Source organism: Nitrincola tibetensis, from assembly GCF_003284585.1.
Classification (GTDB): domain Bacteria; phylum Pseudomonadota; class Gammaproteobacteria; order Pseudomonadales; family Balneatricaceae; genus Nitrincola; species Nitrincola tibetensis.
Window position 1 is genome coordinate 239,104 of the sequence record NZ_QKRX01000005.1, and the last position, 16,642, is coordinate 255,745.

The 16,642-nt window shown below is 47.4% G+C and carries 15 protein-coding genes; 13 read left to right on the forward strand and 2 right to left on the reverse strand.

Annotation, left to right across the window (positions count from 1 at the left end; translation table 11 throughout):
• The first annotated feature begins 16 nt into the window (after positions 1–16).
• The 13 genes from DN062_RS09105 to DN062_RS09165 all read left to right on the forward strand — a co-directional run bounded on the left by DN062_RS09105 (position 17) and on the right by DN062_RS09165 (position 13,606).
• Positions 17–1,711, forward strand: coding sequence for a sensor domain-containing diguanylate cyclase (locus DN062_RS09105; protein WP_162301280.1), 1,695 nt, complete (start codon positions 17–19; stop codon positions 1,709–1,711).
• 72 nt (positions 1,712–1,783) lie between these two features.
• Positions 1,784–2,425 (forward strand): NUDIX domain-containing protein, encoded by a 642-nt coding sequence (locus DN062_RS09110; RefSeq protein ID WP_112159016.1) that lies wholly within the window; start codon positions 1,784–1,786, stop codon positions 2,423–2,425.
• Entirely contained in the window at positions 2,415–2,858 is a 444-nt protein-coding gene (locus DN062_RS09115; RefSeq protein WP_112159017.1) for a DUF1249 domain-containing protein, read from the forward strand. The genes DN062_RS09110 and DN062_RS09115 overlap by 11 nt, the downstream gene beginning before the upstream one ends.
• A 46-nt stretch (positions 2,859–2,904) precedes the next feature.
• A complete protein-coding gene (locus DN062_RS09120) occupies positions 2,905–3,543 on the forward strand; it encodes a YqiA/YcfP family alpha/beta fold hydrolase (RefSeq protein ID WP_112159018.1) in 639 nt (212 codons plus the stop codon).
• On the forward strand, positions 3,543–5,438 hold the full coding sequence (parE, locus tag DN062_RS09125; RefSeq protein ID WP_112159019.1) for a DNA topoisomerase IV subunit B: 1,896 nt from the start codon (positions 3,543–3,545) through the stop codon (positions 5,436–5,438). Before DN062_RS09120 ends, parE begins: the two co-directional genes overlap by 1 nt.
• A 74-nt stretch (positions 5,439–5,512) precedes the next feature.
• Complete coding sequence (locus DN062_RS09130; protein WP_112159020.1) at positions 5,513–5,971, forward strand: LEA/WHy family protein; 459 nt, start codon at positions 5,513–5,515, stop codon at positions 5,969–5,971.
• Between the two features lie 12 nt (positions 5,972–5,983).
• Positions 5,984–7,885: an ATP-binding protein gene (locus DN062_RS09135; RefSeq protein ID WP_112159021.1), complete on the forward strand. Its 1,902-nt coding sequence runs from the start codon at positions 5,984–5,986 to the stop codon at positions 7,883–7,885.
• Between the two features lie 102 nt (positions 7,886–7,987).
• Positions 7,988–9,346, forward strand: a complete 1,359-nt coding sequence (locus DN062_RS09140; protein ID WP_112159022.1) for a sigma-54-dependent transcriptional regulator — start codon at positions 7,988–7,990, stop codon at positions 9,344–9,346.
• 229 nt (positions 9,347–9,575) lie between these two features.
• The gene (gene phnD, locus DN062_RS09145; protein WP_112159023.1) at positions 9,576–10,589 is read left to right on the forward strand and encodes a phosphate/phosphite/phosphonate ABC transporter substrate-binding protein; all 1,014 of its coding nucleotides are present in this window, start codon (positions 9,576–9,578) and stop codon (positions 10,587–10,589) included.
• A gap of 81 nt (positions 10,590–10,670) precedes the next feature.
• Positions 10,671–11,426 carry a phosphonate ABC transporter ATP-binding protein gene (gene phnC / locus DN062_RS09150; protein WP_112159024.1) on the forward strand — a complete coding sequence of 252 codons (756 nt, stop codon included), beginning with the start codon at positions 10,671–10,673 and terminating at the stop codon, positions 11,424–11,426.
• On the forward strand, positions 11,414–12,199 hold the full coding sequence (phnE, locus tag DN062_RS09155; protein WP_112159025.1) for a phosphonate ABC transporter, permease protein PhnE: 786 nt from the start codon (positions 11,414–11,416) through the stop codon (positions 12,197–12,199). The genes phnC and phnE (DN062_RS09155) overlap by 13 nt, the downstream gene beginning before the upstream one ends.
• The gene (gene phnE, locus DN062_RS09160) at positions 12,196–13,026 is read left to right on the forward strand and encodes a phosphonate ABC transporter, permease protein PhnE (RefSeq protein WP_239995748.1); all 831 of its coding nucleotides are present in this window, start codon (positions 12,196–12,198) and stop codon (positions 13,024–13,026) included. Before phnE (DN062_RS09155) ends, phnE (DN062_RS09160) begins: the two co-directional genes overlap by 4 nt.
• 13 nt (positions 13,027–13,039) lie before the next feature.
• Positions 13,040–13,606, forward strand: coding sequence for a histidine phosphatase family protein (locus DN062_RS09165; RefSeq protein ID WP_112159026.1), 567 nt, complete (start codon positions 13,040–13,042; stop codon positions 13,604–13,606).
• 66 nt (positions 13,607–13,672) lie between these two features.
• Here the strand turns inward: DN062_RS09165 and DN062_RS09170 are convergent, their stop codons facing one another.
• Positions 13,673–15,859 (reverse strand): OsmC domain/YcaO domain-containing protein, encoded by a 2,187-nt coding sequence (locus tag DN062_RS09170; RefSeq protein WP_112159027.1) that lies wholly within the window; start codon positions 15,857–15,859, stop codon positions 13,673–13,675.
• Positions 15,860–16,012: 153 nt separating this feature from the next.
• Positions 16,013–16,249, reverse strand: coding sequence for a site-specific integrase (locus DN062_RS09175; protein ID WP_112159028.1), 237 nt, complete (start codon positions 16,247–16,249; stop codon positions 16,013–16,015).
• Between the last annotated feature and the right edge of the window lie 393 nt (positions 16,250–16,642).

Below are 16,642 nucleotides of genomic sequence, written 5' to 3' on the forward strand. Positions count from 1 at the left end.
TCTTTTGGGGACATTAATGGTTGTTTTTACATTAACCCTGATGTTAGGAGGCCTTTTTTTAGGCCAGCGATTTGCGGATCAAATTAATTTTTTAAATAAACTCGAAGACTCGGTAACCCTGCAGATTCAGAATCAACTGCAGTCGGAGATGATCGCTTTGCGTAACTACTTAGATCACACACGTGCTCAATCTGACGAGATTTTACGTGCTCGCTTAATTGAGCAAGTCGATCTTGCCTATAACCTGATGAACTCCATTTATCAACAAGAACAAGGTCTTCGTGATCCTCAAGAAATCAAGAAATTGATTGTAGAGTCTCTGCGAACGCTGAGATTTTTCGATGGACGTGGTTATTATTTTGTAGATGATATGGAAGGACGTTTTATCTTGCTGCCGACAGCGCCTGAATACGAAGGTCGTCTAATGCCGGATAACCAAGATGATACTGGGCACTTTATTATGAAGGGGTTAATTGAAGCTGCACGCAAGCCTAGAGGAGAAGGGTTTTCACAGTATCGTTGGTACCATCCAGAAAAACCAAGCCAAATGTCAGATAAGCTTGCGTATGTTCGGTACTTCGAGCCCTTCGATTGGTTGATTGGCACAGGTGATTACACCTACGAGTGGGATAAAAAACAGCAAGAGGTAGCTAAAAATTGGGTTAGATCTCATCGTTTTGGGCAGTCGGGTTATATTACATTATTTGATGTAAGTGGTCAGTTGCTAGTGTCACCAGGCAATACAGAGCTTGAACAAATATCATCCAATCAGCGCTCGAAAGTCGAACAAGAGTCCTTAAGTTTAATGGTGTTGATAGCGACTGATGGTGGTGGGTTTGTGGACTATTGGTTTGAAGATCCCACAACAAAAGAATTACGAAAAAAACAAGCCCTAGTTGATGTTTATGAGGATTGGGGATGGATCTTGGCAACGACTATTTTTGAAGAAGATTTCAACAGCTTACTCAACCAAGAGCGACAGGAGTTCTCTGCAGCCCAGGCACGAAACTATCGCCAGTTATTGATAGGGGTCAGTATTGCGCTGATTTTATCTGTTCTTGCTTCTTTAGTGTTTTCGCGTTGGTCTAGGCATCTTTTTAAAACCTACCATGAGACCAATCAAGCCCAACAACTTCAACTACAGGAACAAGCCAAAAAGTTACAGGAGAAAGAACAGCAACTTAGAGCCTTAGCCTTCTTCGACCCGCTGACATCTTTACCGAATCGGCGCTCCTTTATGAACACCTTATCTAATCGAAATGATTCGTGTGAATTCAGGGCGGGATACGCGAGTTTGCTTTTTATTGATCTTGATAATTTCAAACCGCTCAATGATACCTATGGCCATGACTATGGGGATTTGTTACTCCAGCAAGTTGCCAATCGTTTACAAGACGGTGTGGATGGTAATTGCTTTGTTGCACGCTTAGGGGGGGATGAGTTTGTTGTGTTAGTAGATGATGCAGGTGACAATGCACAGAAAGCATTCTCTAGGACAGAGGAAGTGATTTTGAACTTACAGGAAGATCTTGCTGACCTGTACAGACTCAAAGACATTCAGTACCCAATTACAATAAGCATAGGTGCTACGGTGTTTTGTGCAGGTGAAAAGCCAGTTGATGTGCTTTTAAAGGAAGCCGATCTGGCAATGTATGCCTCCAAAGCAAAAGGCCGTAATGGTTTTACTTTCTTTGAGCCATCTCAAGTGTAAGGTAGCAAAAATAAAGTCTAAGGACATTTAAACTATCTTGAATGATGCCCAAACTCTTATGAGGTATTAATAATGACATGGTCACCCACATTCGACGCAAAGGATGTTGAGATTCATGAAGATCAGCGCGTGTTTGACGGCTTTTTTAAGATGCATCGTTTGACACTCAGCCATGCGTGCTTTGAGCGTGCACCCATGACGATAACCCGTGAGATTTTTCGTCGCGGCAATGCGGTTGTGGTCTTGTTGTTTGATCCTATCCGTGAGAGGCTGGTTTTGATAGAGCAGTTCAGAGCGGGGGCGGTTGATGCACCGGGCGGGCCTTGGCTGCTGGAGTTAGTGGCAGGAATGGTGGAAGCAGGTGAGTCGATCCAAGAAGTCGCCGAACGTGAAACTCAAGAAGAAGCTGGCATCGCCGTCAAGCACTTAGCGCCCATTCTGGGGTACTTACCCAGCCCAGGTGGCATGGATGAGTGGATTGATTTATGGTACGGCTTTGTTGACTCCTCGCTGGCGTCTGGAATACACGGCTTAGATTCTGAGCATGAGGATATTCGAGTGCTATGCTTACCTGCACAAGAGGTGTTCGACTTGCTTGATCAAGGGCGTTTGAATAACGGTGCAATCATTATTGGCGTACAATGGTTAAGAATACACTATGATCGAATTGTACAAGAGGGTGTTGAAGTGATGCGGAAGAGCAATGAAACGTAAGTATGTTCCTGACCTGACACGTCAAATGGCCGTTTGCCAAGCCAATTATGCACGCTTACAAAAGCTGCTACCCAAAGCGGGTGAACACCCTATCCGCGAGTTTCGTGTGGTTTGGCATGAGAAGCAAGTATTAGTCCGTTTACACATAGACGAAGAGTTTCGTTATACCAGTTCCGTGGTGATGACCCATATTCATGAGCCATATTCCCCTTGGCTTGAGTCTCCACAATTGGTGATACGCTTGTACCACGATGCTTTAATGGCTGAGGTCATTTGTGCGCGCCGACGCAAGCAGCTCAGTGGAGTCTATGGCTACCCCAATCGCAACATGCATCAGCCGGATGAAAAGATTCAACTCAATCTTTTTTTAGGTGAATGGCTGAACCAGTGTTTAAACCATGGTCATCAGCTTGAAGTCGCACTTCCCGAATGAGCTCCATGCCGTTGCTATAACACCGTTTAACTTCATGAGAAAATGAATGGCTAATTTACCGTTAATTATTTATGTCCACGGATTTAACAGTTCTCCTGCCTCATGGAAAGCTCAGCGTTTAGTCGCGCATATGCAGTCAATCGGTCGAGAGCAAGATGTACTTGTTCCGTCGCTGTCAGCATCCCCCGCGGAGGCGATAGAACAATTACAAGCGATTGTCCAAGCACACAGAGAGCGTTTTATCACCTTAGTAGGAAGCTCGTTGGGTGGGTATTACAGCACTTGGTTGACCGAGCACTATTTGAATGTGCGTACTGTCTTGATTAATCCTGCCGTTTATCCCTATCGGCTGCTTGAAAACTGGTTAGGTGAAAACGAAAATATCTATACCCATGAGCGTTACCAATTGACCCATGAACATTTAGCGCAATTGCATGCCTTGGATATACCGGAAATTTTCGATCCATCCCGTTATGTGTTGTTAACACAAACCGGAGATGAAACCTTGGATTACCGTGAAGCCGTTGAAAAATTCTCGGGTTCAACCCAGTATATTCAAGAAGGCGGCAGTCATGGGTTCGATGCCTTTGATGAGTGGATACCCATGATACTTGCCTTTTCTGAGGGTAAAGCAATTGTACCCCCTGCAACAACTTTGACCGTTTTAGCACAACAGGAAGCGTAATGACAAAGCAATACAATGCCGAAGCTATTGAAGTTCTCAGTGGCTTAGATCCCGTAAAACGCCGTCCAGGTATGTACACCGAAACGGATCGTCCCAATCATTTGGCTCAAGAAGTCATAGATAACTCGGTTGATGAGGCGCTTGCTGGCCACGCTAAACAAATTGAAGTGATTTTACATGAAGATGGATCGCTGTCTGTCTCTGACGATGGTCGTGGTATGCCTGTGGACATCCATCCAGAAGAAGGCGTCAGTGGTGTCGAGTTGATTTTGACGCGCCTGCACGCGGGCGGAAAATTTAACAATGACAACTACACCTTCTCCGGTGGTCTTCATGGGGTAGGGGTGTCAGTCGTGAATGCCCTGTCTAAACTCCTGCACGTTGAAATTCGTCGTGACGGACAAGTCCATAAAATCGTCTTTGCCGACGGAGAAAAAGTATCCGATCTTGAAGTCATCGGGCAGTGTGGCAAACGCAATACTGGAACGACGGTTCGATTCACGCCAGATCCCAAATATTTCGACAGTCCAAAATTCAGTGTCACCCGCTTAAAGCATAATCTGCGGGCAAAAGCGGTGCTATGCCCAGGCCTCAAGGTGATGTTTAAAGACCTGAGCAGTGCGAAACAAGATCAAGAAGAGTGGTATTACGAAGATGGTTTGGTTGCTTATTTAAAAGGGGCAACACAAGTATACGACACCTTACCGGAAGAGCCCTTTGTCGGCAGTTTGGTCGGGCAGGAAGACGCCGTTGAGTGGGCCGTGCAGTGGCTGATTGAGGGCGGCGAAATCATGGCAGAAAGCTATGTGAACCTCATCCCCACAGCGCAAGGCGGAACCCATGTTAATGGTTTGCGCACAGGGCTTCTGGAAGCCATGCGAGAGTTTTGTGAAATCCGTAACCTGCTGCCCCGTGGTGTCAAACTAACACCGGAAGATATTTGGGACAAATGCTGTTATATCCTGTCTGCCAAAATGCGTGACGCTCAGTTTTCGGGTCAAACCAAAGAGCGCTTATCGTCACGAGGCATTGCGGCCTTTATTTCGGGTGCCGTGAAAGATGCCTTCTCTTTATGGCTGAACCGTCATGTCGAAGAAGGTGAAAAAATCGCCGAATTGGTGATCACGAACGCGCAAAAACGCATGCGCAACAACAAAAAAGTGGTTCGTAAAAAAGTCACGCAAGGCCCTGCCTTACCTGGGAAACTGGCCGACTGTTCCGGTGCTGATACGGCCCAGTCCGAACTGTTTTTAGTCGAGGGTGACTCGGCAGGCGGCTCGGCAAAACAAGCCCGAAATCGAGAGTTTCAGGCGATCATGCCCCTGCGCGGTAAGATTTTGAACACTTGGGAAGTGGACTCCTCTGAAATACTCGGCTCGCAAGAAATTCACGATATTTCTGTCGCCATTGGCGTCGACCCAGGCTCAGATAATCTTGAAGGGTTGCGGTATAACAAAATCTGCATTCTGGCGGATGCCGACTCCGATGGTTTACACATCGCAACGCTGCTGTGCGCCTTATTTGTGCAGCACTTTAAACCCCTAGTGACCGCAGGGCATGTCTACGTGGCCATGCCGCCGTTGTATCGTATCGATGTTGCAAAAGAAGTGTTTTATGCCTTGGATGATGATGAGCGAGACGCCATCATTGATCGCATCCGTGCTGAGCGCAAAAATGCAAAAATTGGCGTACAGCGCTTTAAGGGATTGGGGGAAATGAACCCCTTACAGTTACGCGAAACAACCATGTCGCCGGATACGCGCCGATTGGTGCAGCTGACGATTGATGTTGGAGATGACACCCACGAACTGATGGATATGTTGTTGGCGAAAAAGCGCGCGTCTGATCGTAAACAATGGCTTGAAGATAAAGGGAATTTAGCGGAAGTGGTGTAAGGTCTCCACCGAGTTCAGCTAAGGCTCAGCTGAACTCGGGTTTAATCTAGCCTAATTACCCAAAGGAGACACAGATGAACTCAACCAGACGCGCTGTATTGCTGTCTATTCTTGCCTTGCCTGTGATCGGGTGTGCTTCCATAAAAGGGGCGTACGAAAAGCCTCATGTCAAGGTAACGTCTTTCACGATGGTTCCAAATCAACAAGGGATTGCACCGAAGTTTGCCATAGGGATAGAGGTTGTGAACCCGAATCGGGTGGGGTTGAACCTGCGTGGGATGAGCTACAGCGTAGAAGTTGAGAACTACCGAATTCTAAGCGGTGCTGCACCGGATTTACCGTCCGTTCCCGCCTATGGCAGTGCTAACTTTGTCATAGAGGCCAGCCCCGATTTGTTGGGCAGTGCGCGCTTGATCAGTGATGTTTTATCCTCGCAACGCAATCAGTACAACTACACCTTCAAAGCGCGCATTGATGCAGGGTCGTTGATTCCCTTTATCAATGTTGAAGAAACCGGGCGTTTTAATTTTTAAATCTGGCCAATAATGCAGCTTCAGCACTGGATTCCTAAAAGTGTCAGCACACGCTTGATGCTCGCCTTTGCAACCGTTGCCTTGATGACGTTGTTGGCCGCGGGGTTTGCATCCCACAGCAATGGGCTTTTGCAACAGCGCTTGGAGCAGATTCGGGCGGATAGCATTGAAGTGCTCTATGCTTCCGCACGTTTGAATGAGCTCAGCCAACAACTCACAGCGCTGGTCCCTCGTTTAATCAGCGCCGACTCAAACTATGTGCGACAGCGCACACGAGAACAGTTGGATCGCGTCTTAGCTGAAATGCAGACCTGGGTTATCCACCTTCCAGATTACAACCGCTACTTCATCGAAATCAGTGATCAGATTCGTTACAGCATTGGCTTGATTCATCAAACCGTTGAAGAGCGCCATCGCCATGCCCAATCGTCTGATCAGCAGCGTTTGCGTCTGTACCCCCTGTATGTCGAGCTGAATCAAGTGTTGGATCAACGCCCCTTATCGGAGTATTCAGAGGCATTTTTATCCACACGCTTAAGTCTAAGCTATCTGTTTGCGCTGGCTGAAAAAGCACACACGGACAGTACATTCAAGGAACTGGACTACACGTTTTTGCGATTAGAAGCCTTAGTGGCAGAGATACAAGCCTTGCAACTTGATGACGACGACCTAGTGCAAGCCTTTGAAAACGCGCCTATCGACTCCTTGTTTTTACTGGTCTCACGTGAAGGGCCACTCTTTACAGAAAAAAACCGTGAATTAGACCTGCGCTATCAAGAAGAATTTTTGGTGAATAATAGCCAGCGACATATTCAGCAATTAGCAGCTCAAATCTCTCAGTACACCGAGAGAGTGAACCAGCGTGTTGATGATGAAATTGCAGAGGCTGGGTTGTCGGTCTCTAAAGCACGGGATGCAACTCTGATGCTGTCGATGATTAGCTTACTGCTCGCAGCGAGTGTGTCTTGGTTTTACGTGAGGCGGAACATACTCGGCCGTTTAGTAAGGCTGCAATCCAATATGCATTCCATTGCCAGCGGTGCATTGAATATCAACGTCATTCAAGAAGGGCGGGATGAAATCTCTGAAATGGCGAGGGATCTAAAAACCTTTCAAGAAGCGGCTGTTCAGACGGAAGCGATGCATCGTCAATTGGCTGCTGAAACACAAGAGCGGTTAGACACTGAAAAGCGTTTAAGGCTTGCACAGCAAGATCTGATTCAAGCCGGTAAACTGGCCGCGCTGGGGCAGTTAAGTGTGGCAATCACCCACGAAATTAACCAACCCCTTGCAGTGATGCGGAATCAGATTCATAGTGTTGGCCTGTGTTTGGACAAAGGCTTGTTAGATCAAGCCAAATCAGGGGTCGAACGCCTAACCCTCCAGTTGGAAAAAACAGCGGGTATTACGCGCCATTTGCGTGGATTTGCGCGGAAAACCGATCAAAAACCCTATCCTATGCTACTGGCTCCAGTGATTGAAGCCGCAGTTGAATTGCTTAAATCAAAATCCAGTCACTGCCATCCTCAATTAACAGGCAATGCCGATGTTTGTGTTCTCGCTGAGCCGATTCGGCTTGAGCAGGTGATGGTGAACCTGATCATGAATGCCTTGGATGCCGTGCAACAAGTCAGTGATCCCTCTGTGCGGGTCTCTTGGAAGGTCTGCCCTAACACTGAATGGGTCGAAATCCTTGTTGAAGACAACGGACCGGGTATAGAATCGGATTGCAAAGAGCATATATTTGATCCTTACTTTACCACCAAGTCTCCCGGCAAGGGGTTAGGTCTAGGATTATCGATTAGCTACAATATCTTGCAAGACTTTGATGGACGCATCTCCTTGATGGACACGAGCGCGGGTGCGTGTTTTCAAATCATGATTCCAATGGCGTCCAACACGACACCTGTTTAGCGCACTGCACATGTTTGGCAAGATGGAGCGATTGATTAGACCCTCATTGCTATGACAAAAAGCCTTTATTAATGCGATATCAAAAACGATAAGAATCCGCCTATGTCCCAATTACCGATAATCTGTATTGTTGATGACGATTCCTCTGTTCTCGACAGTTTTGCCGAAATGCTGACCCTTGAAGGCTTTGAACCCCGATGCTTTAGTGGGCCATCGCTACTCCTTACCTTTTTACAGCAAAATCCCAATGCCGTGGTACTCAGTGATGTGTGCATGCCGGACGTGGATGGCATGCAGCTGCTTGCACACCTGCAAAACCTCGATTCGGAATTACCAGTTGTATTAATGAGCGGCCATGGTGATATACCGATGGCCACTCAGGCGATGCGTGAAGGGGCGGTTGATTTTTTGGAGAAACCCGTATCGCCCTCGCTCTTGGTTGAACGATTACGCCAAGCGCAACGTCAGCGCAAATGGGTGCTTGCGCGTCGTGAGCAGCAGTTGTGCCAAGACGATAAAGCCATCGTCGAGCGCCATGTCGTTGGCGAATCCCCCGGCATTAAACAACTGCACGAGCAAATTCTGGTGCTGGCCAATGCCGATGTAGACACCCTGATCTACGGTGAAACGGGCAGCGGGAAGGATGTCGTTGCTCGCGCACTGCACGATGCGAGTCAGCGTCGTCACCATCCGTTTATCGCGATCAACTGCGGTGCCATGCCCGAAAATCTCATCGAGAGTGAGCTGTTTGGCTACGAAGCTGGCGCCTTTACTGGAGCTAAACAGCGTCAAATCGGTAAAATCGAAGCGGCGTCGGGGGGCACTCTGTTTCTAGATGAAATCGAAACCATGCCGCTAACCGCGCAAATTCGTCTGTTGCGAGTGCTACAGGAGCGTAGTTTAGAGCGGCTTGGTAGCACGCAATCCGTCCAAGTGAACATTCGAGTGACAGCCGCGAGTAAAGATGATTTACAAAGGATCAGTGAAAAAGGACTGTTTCGTCTCGATTTATACTACCGCTTAAACGTAGCGAGTTTGAGGCTTCCTCCCTTAAGGGAGCGAGGCGACGATATCCTGATGCTGTTTCAGCATTATTGCCAACTTGCCGCCGAACGTTTTCAAAAAGCCTGCCCACCAATACGCGCCCATCACCAAGAAAAGCTCTTGCACTATGCATGGCCAGGCAATGTCAGAGAGCTGCGAAACACAGCAGATCGCTTTGTATTGGGAATCGACGGGGATGGTTTTTCATTGAGTGATAAGTCAATTGCCATTGCCCCTCCTACCCTCGATGAGTTTGATCAGAAGCTTGAAGACTATGAGCGCAAGCTGATTGAAGACTCCTTAGCCGCCGCTGCGGGTCAAATAGGCAAAGCTGCCGAGCAGTTAAAAATGTCTCGTAAAACCCTGTATCGAAAAATGAAAAAATTCCAGCTGGATAAGCAAATGTTTAGAGCTTAGGTGGGACACTCTTGTCCTAAAGCACAGAAAAACACCTTGTTGAATGGGGCGGATGTGTCCCATTTTCTTGATAGACAAATAAGGTTTTTTCTTTACTTTAGCCTAACATAATGAAAAATATAGATTATTTTGTATTGGTATCGCTTTTGCTTTGTATTTACGTACCCGCACTGTATTCACCAATACAGCTGTTGGCTCACAATACAATAATAATTCGGAGATTCTTCACATGAGTTTACTCACCCTTGGTCGTCTCGGTATCACGACGTCACTGCTCGTTGCCTTATCTACCTCTACTGCGTTTGCAGCCGATTGTGGACATCGCGGTGCACTCGATGATCGTTTCTGCGATGAGAACATGGACATGGTGGCCGACACCCCCAAAGACTCCAGCCGTTGGCGCAACCCTAGTACGCTGGTGTTCACCTATACCCCGGTTGAAGATCCTGCTGTTTACCAAGATGCATTTGCTGATTTCCAGCGCCACCTATCCGAAGCCACTGGCAAACGAGTGGTTTACTACAACGTTCACTCCAACTCAGCGCAAGTCGAGGCCATGCGCTCAGGTCGATTGCATATCGCTGGTTTTTCAACAGGACCAACGGGTTATGCTGTGAATCTTGCAGGTTATGTACCGATCGCAGTAAAAGGCTATGAGACTGAATTCCAAGGCTACAATCTGATCACCATCGTACGTGCCGACAGTGATATTCAAACGATGGAAGACCTCAAAGGTCGCACAGTGGCTCATACCGCCGTATCGTCCAACTCGGGTAACCTCGCCCCTAGAGCCTTGTTTCCTGCCTTAGGTGTTGTGCCGGATGAAGATTACAAAGTGGCGTATTCAGGAAAGCATGATCAATCCGTTATGGGCGTGTTGACCGGTGACTATGATGCTGCACCTGTTGCCTCCGATGTCTATGATCGCATGGTTGAAGCTGGCCGTGTTAAAGCCGATGATTTTAGAATCATCTACCGCAGTGCACGTTTTCCGACCTCTGCATTTGGTTATGCTCATGACTTGCATCCTGAGTTAGTGGAAAAAATCAAAGACGCCTTCGACTCTTACCGTTTCCCACCCGAAATGCAGGCTGATTTTGACGGCGCAGATCGCTTCTTCCCAATTACCTACAAAGACGACTGGGAAGTTGTGCGTGACATAGCACATGCCACAGGTACCGCTTATACAGAACGCGGCTTGCAACAACTGGCTGAGCGTGAAGCGGCCGCCGCGAAAAAGTAACGTCCCACTTTTTATCCTCTTTGAACTCAGGCCATCATTTTTGGATGGTCCTGGGTTCGCTATGCCTATAAGGATTCTGCTATGAGCCGTTTAGAAATACGTGACTTAAATCATGCCTATGTTTCAAATAAACCAATCTTAAAAAATATTAATATTGATATAAATGAAGCGGGTGTAATTGCGATTATCGGGCCATCGGGAACCGGAAAAAGTACGCTATTAAGATGCATTAACCGCCTGATCCAACCGACAGATGGCAGTATTATATTTAAAAATAAAGATGTCGCTAAAATAAAAGGCAAATCCTTACGAGAAGTGCGCCGTCAAATTGGGATGGTGTTTCAAGAATACAATTTAGTTGAACGCCTCTCTGTTTTAGAAAATGTATTAACCGGGCGCTTAGGCTATATGTCGGCGTGGAGTGCTTGGCGACGTAACTTCACTGATAAGGATATTCAGCGTGCTTTTGAGCTTTTAGAGTTTGTTGGGCTAAGTGACTTTGCGATGCAACGCGCGGACAGTTTATCCGGTGGACAGCGTCAGCGCGTCGGCATTGCCCGTGCGCTTATGCAGGAACCCGCTATTTTGCTGGCGGATGAGCCAACGTCATCCTTAGACCCGAAAACCTCGGTGGAAATCATGGAACTGCTGACGCAACTGGCGCAAGACAAAGGCATTCCAACCCTTGTGAACATCCACGATGTGAACTTAGCAAAACGCTATGCGCAACGGATGATCGGGATGAGTGGTGGCGAGGTGGTGTATGACGGCAAGCCAGACGGCATTACCGATACCCATCTCAAAACCATTTATGGGGGTGAGTCATGGCTACAATAGTTGATCGTCAAAACCCTTTTAAAACCTCCCTGTCGACCAAGTTTTTATGGTTGGGATTATTTGTTTATTTGGCATATGCCTTCTCTACCCTTGATATAGGTTGGGAGCGTTTTATGCTAGGCCTCGATCAAGGGGGGCGTTTAATTGACCGATTGTTTCCACCTAATTTTACCCGTTGGGAATTATTATTAAGTGACTTAATTGAAAGCCTTCAAATTGCAATTATTGCCAGTGTTGCGGGTATTCTTATCTCCTTATTTGTCGGGCTGATGGCCGCTCGTAATATGATGCCAAACGTGATTAGTATCCCAGTTCGCGTGTTTATTGCGCTGTGCCGTACCTTTCACCCGGTAATTATTGCCATTTTGTTTGTGAAGGCCGTTGGTTTTGGTGCCCTTGCTGGTATTTTAACCCTGACTGTGGCCTCGATAGGCTTTGTGGCCAAACTCTTTGCCGAAGCCATTGAAGAAATCTCATTTAAACAGGTGGAAGCGATTCGAGCCACAGGGGCTGGTTTTATCAGCACCATATTATTTGGGGTGATTCCACAGGTTTTTTCACGGTTCATCGGTTTCTCGATCTATCAATTGGACTCCAATCTGCGCAACTCCACCATGGTGGGCATCGTTGGTGCGGGTGGGCTAGGGGGGACACTCTTCTCGGCTTTCCAACGCTTTGATTATGACTTTGTGACAGCCATTTTATTAGCCATTATTGCCCTAATCCTAGTGGGCGAAGCCTTATCCAACCTTGTGCGGAGGATCTTCCAATGAAAGCAGATGCCTTGATGACGCCTGTTTCCAATCCAGCGGAGTCCCCAAAATGGCAGCGTTTTACGCTCGGGCAACGATCAGCACGCTATATGGTGTATCTGATCATCGTCATGTCCTTTTTTGCCTCTCTGCGCACGGTCGAAATTATTCCTGAGTTTTTGCTGGATGCACCGGAACAGCTGGCCGACATGTTTAGACGCATGTGGCCGATGGATTTTGCTGCCTATCCCACCACTATTCATGGCGCGATGCTCGACACCCTCCATATCGCCACACTGGGCACCTTGCTCAGTTTGATTCTGGCCATGCCTCTGGCCTTAATGAATGCCAATAACATTGTGAAATCGTCATGGGTGAACTGGATTGCCAAGTTTTTCTTGGTTGCATCACGTTCGGTCAACTCCCTGATCTGGGCGTTATTGTTCGTCGCGATCTTTGGCCCGGGTGTCTTGGCGGGTGTACTGGCGGTTGCGCTGCGCTCCGTCGGCTTTGTCGGTAAGCTGTTTTCAGAAGCCTTGGAAGAGGTCAATATGGGCAGTGTTGAAGCCATTCGTGCAACGGGTGCCTCCTTTGCCTCTGTGCTGATCAAAGCCTATTGGCCACAAGCCAAACCCGCATTTTTTAGTATATTGTTGTTCCGTTGGGACATTAATGTGCGAGAATCAGCGGTATTAGGGCTGGTGGGTGCTGGTGGTATTGGCGTTGTTCTGAATGATGCGATGAACCTGTTTCAATGGCCCAAAGTGGCAATGGTGTTAACGACAATCTTTGTGGTGGTACTGTTGATTGAGTTTATTGTTGTCCAAGTTCGTAAACGTTTAATGTAAAGCGAGTAATGGCATGCCCCCATTTAAAAACACCTATCTGCTCATGCGTCATGGCCACAGTTTGGCGAATCTGGCTCAATGCATTATCAGCCATCCTGACAATGGCGTTCATGCCTATGGCTTATCGGAGTTGGGGCATGCGCAATTGCAGCAATGTATAAACACTTGGCCCTACTTAATCCCTGACCGAGTTCTGCATTCTGATTTTCTAAGGACAACTGAGAGTGCGCAATTCTTGGCAAACTATTTCAATTGTCCAATTGAAGTGAACACCTTACTGCGTGAGCGTTGTTTTGGAGTGTATGAACAACAAAGCGATCAGCTTTACGACAGTGTTTGGGCAAAGGATTCGGCAGGGCTCGATTTAACAGCAGATGGTGTTGAAAGCTTGCAAAGCGTCGCCGAGCGCATGTACTCGGTGATTGCCTCTTGCGAGGCGTCGTATGAAGATCAGACACTGGTGCTCGTCAGCCATGGGGATCCTTTGCAAATTCTCTTAACGCACCTGGACGGGCGAGCGTTAAGTGAACATCGCAAGCGACCCTCGATAGCACCGGCTGAAATCACACTGGTTGAATAGGCGAAGATTCATCAACAGGGTACGTCCAGTCTTTTCTAAGACTTAGCATACCCTGTTGATCGGTTTTTAAACGGCGGCTTTCGTTGCCCGCGCCGCATGAAGCTTCTTATAACTCTCGATTAAGCGCAAATGCTTGTCGAGCCCTTCTAACTGACTGTTCGTGGGCGTGAGACCATAAAAGCGCACATCCCCAGTCACCGAGCCAACCACGGCATCCATGGTTTCTTGACCAAACATGCGCACGAGGTTAGGTAAAAAGTCCTCCAATGCCAACTCATCATCTAAGGTGATTTCCAACACGGCATTGATCGCGCGATAAAACAAGCCGCGCTCCACTGTATTGGTGTTGTACTGCAAGAACTGCTCAACGCGCTCCAATGCCTCTTCATGCTGACCCAAGGCCAGATGAATTAAGAGCTTTAACTCCAGAATCGTGAGCTGTCCCCACTCGGTGTTCTCATCAAACTCGATGCCGATCAGGGTGATGATGTCCATATAATCATCGAGCTGGCTCTCCTCCAAACGCTCGAACAAGGCGGCCAACTGCGCATCGGATAAGCGATGCAAATTGAGAATATCATCCCGATAATCCAGCGCCTTATTGGTGTTGTCCCAAATCAAATCCTCAATCGGGTACACTTCAGAATACCCCGGCACTAGAATGCGACACACAGGTGCGCCAAGATCCTCATGCACGGCCATATAGACCTCTTTTCCTAACTCTTCCAGAATAGCGAAGAGGCTTTTCGCTTCGTCTTCATTGGTGCCAGAAAAGTCCCATTCGCAGAAGTCGTAATCAGCGTTGTTACTAAAGAAACGCCAAGAAATCACGCCTGAAGAATCAATAAAATGCTCGACGAAATTATTGGGTTCAGACACGGCCAAACCGCTGAAGGTTGGCGGTTGGAAATCGTTCATCCCCTCAAAACTACGACCTTGCAACAACTCGGTTAAACTGCGCTCCAAGGCAATTTCCATGCTGGGGTGTGCGCCAAACGAGGCAAAAACACCGCCATTGCGCGGGTTCATCAGGGTTACGCAGGCCACGGGGAACTGACCGCCCAAAGACGCATCCTTCACCAACACAGGATAGCCCTGTTCTTCCAACGCCTTGATGCCTTCCAACAAGCTGGGGTACTTGTTGAGCACTTCGGCAGGGACATCGGGCAGGGCCAGTTCGTTTTCAATAATCTCTTTTTTAACCGCACGCTCAAAAATTTCAGACAGACACTGCACCTGCGCTTCATACAGCGTATTGCCTGCGCTCATGCCGTTGCTGAGGTAGAGGTTTTCAATCAAATTCGATGGGAAATACACCACCTCACCGTCAGACTGGCGCACAAAGGGCAGGGCGCAAATGCCTCTGGCTTCGTTGCCTGAGTTGGTGTCAATCAGATTGGAACCGCCGAGCTCCCCATCTGGGTTGTATATCTCTAGGCAGTAATCATCCAGGATGCCCTTTGGCAAGCTGTCATCTGCACCGGGTTTAAACCAACGCTCATTGGGGTAGTGTACAAACGCACTGTTGGCGATGTCTTCACCAAAATACTGATCGTTGTAAAAGAAATTGCAGCTCAAACGCTCAATAAACTCACCCAATGCAGAACAGAGCGCACTTTCTTTTGTCGAGCCCTTGCCATTGGTAAAGCACATGGGCGAGGCCGCATCCCGAATATGCAAAGACCAAACATGCGGCACCAAGTTACGCCATGACGCGATCTCGATCTTCATGCCCAAGTCCGCCAACATCTGCGTCATATTGGCAATGGTCTGCTCCAGCGGTAAATCCTTACCGGGAATAAACGTGCTCGACTCACCCTCTGGCTTCACCATCAGCAATGCTTGCGCATCTTCATCAAGATTCTCGACCGTTTCAATTTGAAACTCAGGCCCCGTTTGCACCACTTTTTTAACCGTACAACGCTCGATGGAGCGCAAAATACCGTCACGGTCCTTTTCAGAAATACTCTCGGGCAACTCCACCTGAATTTTGAAAATCTGGTTGTAGCGATTCTCCGGATCGACAATATTGTTTTGCGACAGGCGAATATTGTCGGTCGGAATGTCACGCGCCAGGCAATACACCCGCACAAAGTAAGCCGCACACAAGGCAGAAGAGGCGAGAAAATAGTCAAAAGGACTCGGTGCAGAGCCATCCCCCTTGTAACGTATGGGCTGGTCAGTAATGACGGTGAAATCATCAAACTTGGCTTCAAGTCGAAGATTGTCGAGAAAGTTAACTTTGATTTCCATGCAGAGGGTACCGAGCTAAAGATTGATCAAACAGAGGCGATAACCCGCTATTATCCAGATTTTGAGCGGCTGAGTCTTGGTTAGTGGTGAGAAAATGGGGAAAGAGTTATAGGATTTTGTCTAGGGGGCTGGTTGTGCCAGCAAAGTATGGTATCAAAAAACGAGAGCATTCAGTGCCGATTTTTGAGTGTTGACCGCAACATGACGCTCTGTAGCAAGATAAGATAAGAAGTTTCTAACCTCAGTAGCACCCATTTCGGTTGGATGTTTTAAGGCATTGTAACGTATGAAAAACCGAATCCAGTATAAGTAAGACTTCTCTGTTGTGTAGCTATAACCTCTGAGCCTAATCTCACGTCGTATTGAGTTTATAAAGGGGCTTGAAGACATGATTCACTTCCTGTGTTGTGTTTTTGCTGTATAAATATACAGTGTATTTTTGGGATTTCAATAGATTGGCACGAATAGTCGGCAAATATGTCATTTAGTCGCTCGGTTTTCACTGGTTTTTTCAAAAAATCTATATTAGGATCAATGTATTATTAAGTTTTCGACCAGAATAACGTGCCTGAATTATTTGACGAACCGTGCGAGCTCGTTTTGATGGGGCTGTACTTGAAACGTTTTTAAAAAAGTTATTTTAAAACAGTCAAATAGATGATTTTTTTTGAAATGGTAGGTTCGACAAAGCGAGTTGGCGTGTTATTAAAATGTTGAACTAAGCCGCTTCGCGGAGCTTGGCTGCATCCCTTAGTTTTTTGTCCACACTTAAATCTCCTTTAA

Excerpts from the sequence above, each read along its gene's own strand:
- DN062_RS09105 (WP_162301280.1), top strand. The coding sequence starts at position 17 with ATGGTTGTTTTTACATTAACCCTGATGTTAGGAGGCCTTTTTTTAGGC.
- DN062_RS09110 (WP_112159016.1), top strand. The coding sequence starts at position 1,784 with ATGACATGGTCACCCACATTCGACGCAAAGGATGTTGAGATTCATGAA.
- DN062_RS09115 (WP_112159017.1), top strand. The coding sequence starts at position 2,415 with ATGAAACGTAAGTATGTTCCTGACCTGACACGTCAAATGGCCGTTTGC.
- DN062_RS09120 (WP_112159018.1), top strand. The coding sequence starts at position 2,905 with ATGGCTAATTTACCGTTAATTATTTATGTCCACGGATTTAACAGTTCT.
- parE (WP_112159019.1), top strand. The coding sequence starts at position 3,543 with ATGACAAAGCAATACAATGCCGAAGCTATTGAAGTTCTCAGTGGCTTA.
- DN062_RS09130 (WP_112159020.1), top strand. The coding sequence starts at position 5,513 with ATGAACTCAACCAGACGCGCTGTATTGCTGTCTATTCTTGCCTTGCCT.
- DN062_RS09135 (WP_112159021.1), top strand. The coding sequence starts at position 5,984 with ATGCAGCTTCAGCACTGGATTCCTAAAAGTGTCAGCACACGCTTGATG.
- DN062_RS09140 (WP_112159022.1), top strand. The coding sequence starts at position 7,988 with ATGTCCCAATTACCGATAATCTGTATTGTTGATGACGATTCCTCTGTT.
- phnD (WP_112159023.1), top strand. The coding sequence starts at position 9,576 with ATGAGTTTACTCACCCTTGGTCGTCTCGGTATCACGACGTCACTGCTC.
- phnC (WP_112159024.1), top strand. The coding sequence starts at position 10,671 with ATGAGCCGTTTAGAAATACGTGACTTAAATCATGCCTATGTTTCAAAT.
- phnE (WP_112159025.1), top strand. The coding sequence starts at position 11,414 with ATGGCTACAATAGTTGATCGTCAAAACCCTTTTAAAACCTCCCTGTCG.
- phnE (WP_239995748.1), top strand. The coding sequence starts at position 12,196 with ATGAAAGCAGATGCCTTGATGACGCCTGTTTCCAATCCAGCGGAGTCC.
- DN062_RS09165 (WP_112159026.1), top strand. The coding sequence starts at position 13,040 with ATGCCCCCATTTAAAAACACCTATCTGCTCATGCGTCATGGCCACAGT.
- DN062_RS09170 (WP_112159027.1), bottom strand. The coding sequence starts at position 15,859 with ATGGAAATCAAAGTTAACTTTCTCGACAATCTTCGACTTGAAGCCAAG.
- DN062_RS09175 (WP_112159028.1), bottom strand. The coding sequence starts at position 16,249 with ATGTCTTCAAGCCCCTTTATAAACTCAATACGACGTGAGATTAGGCTC.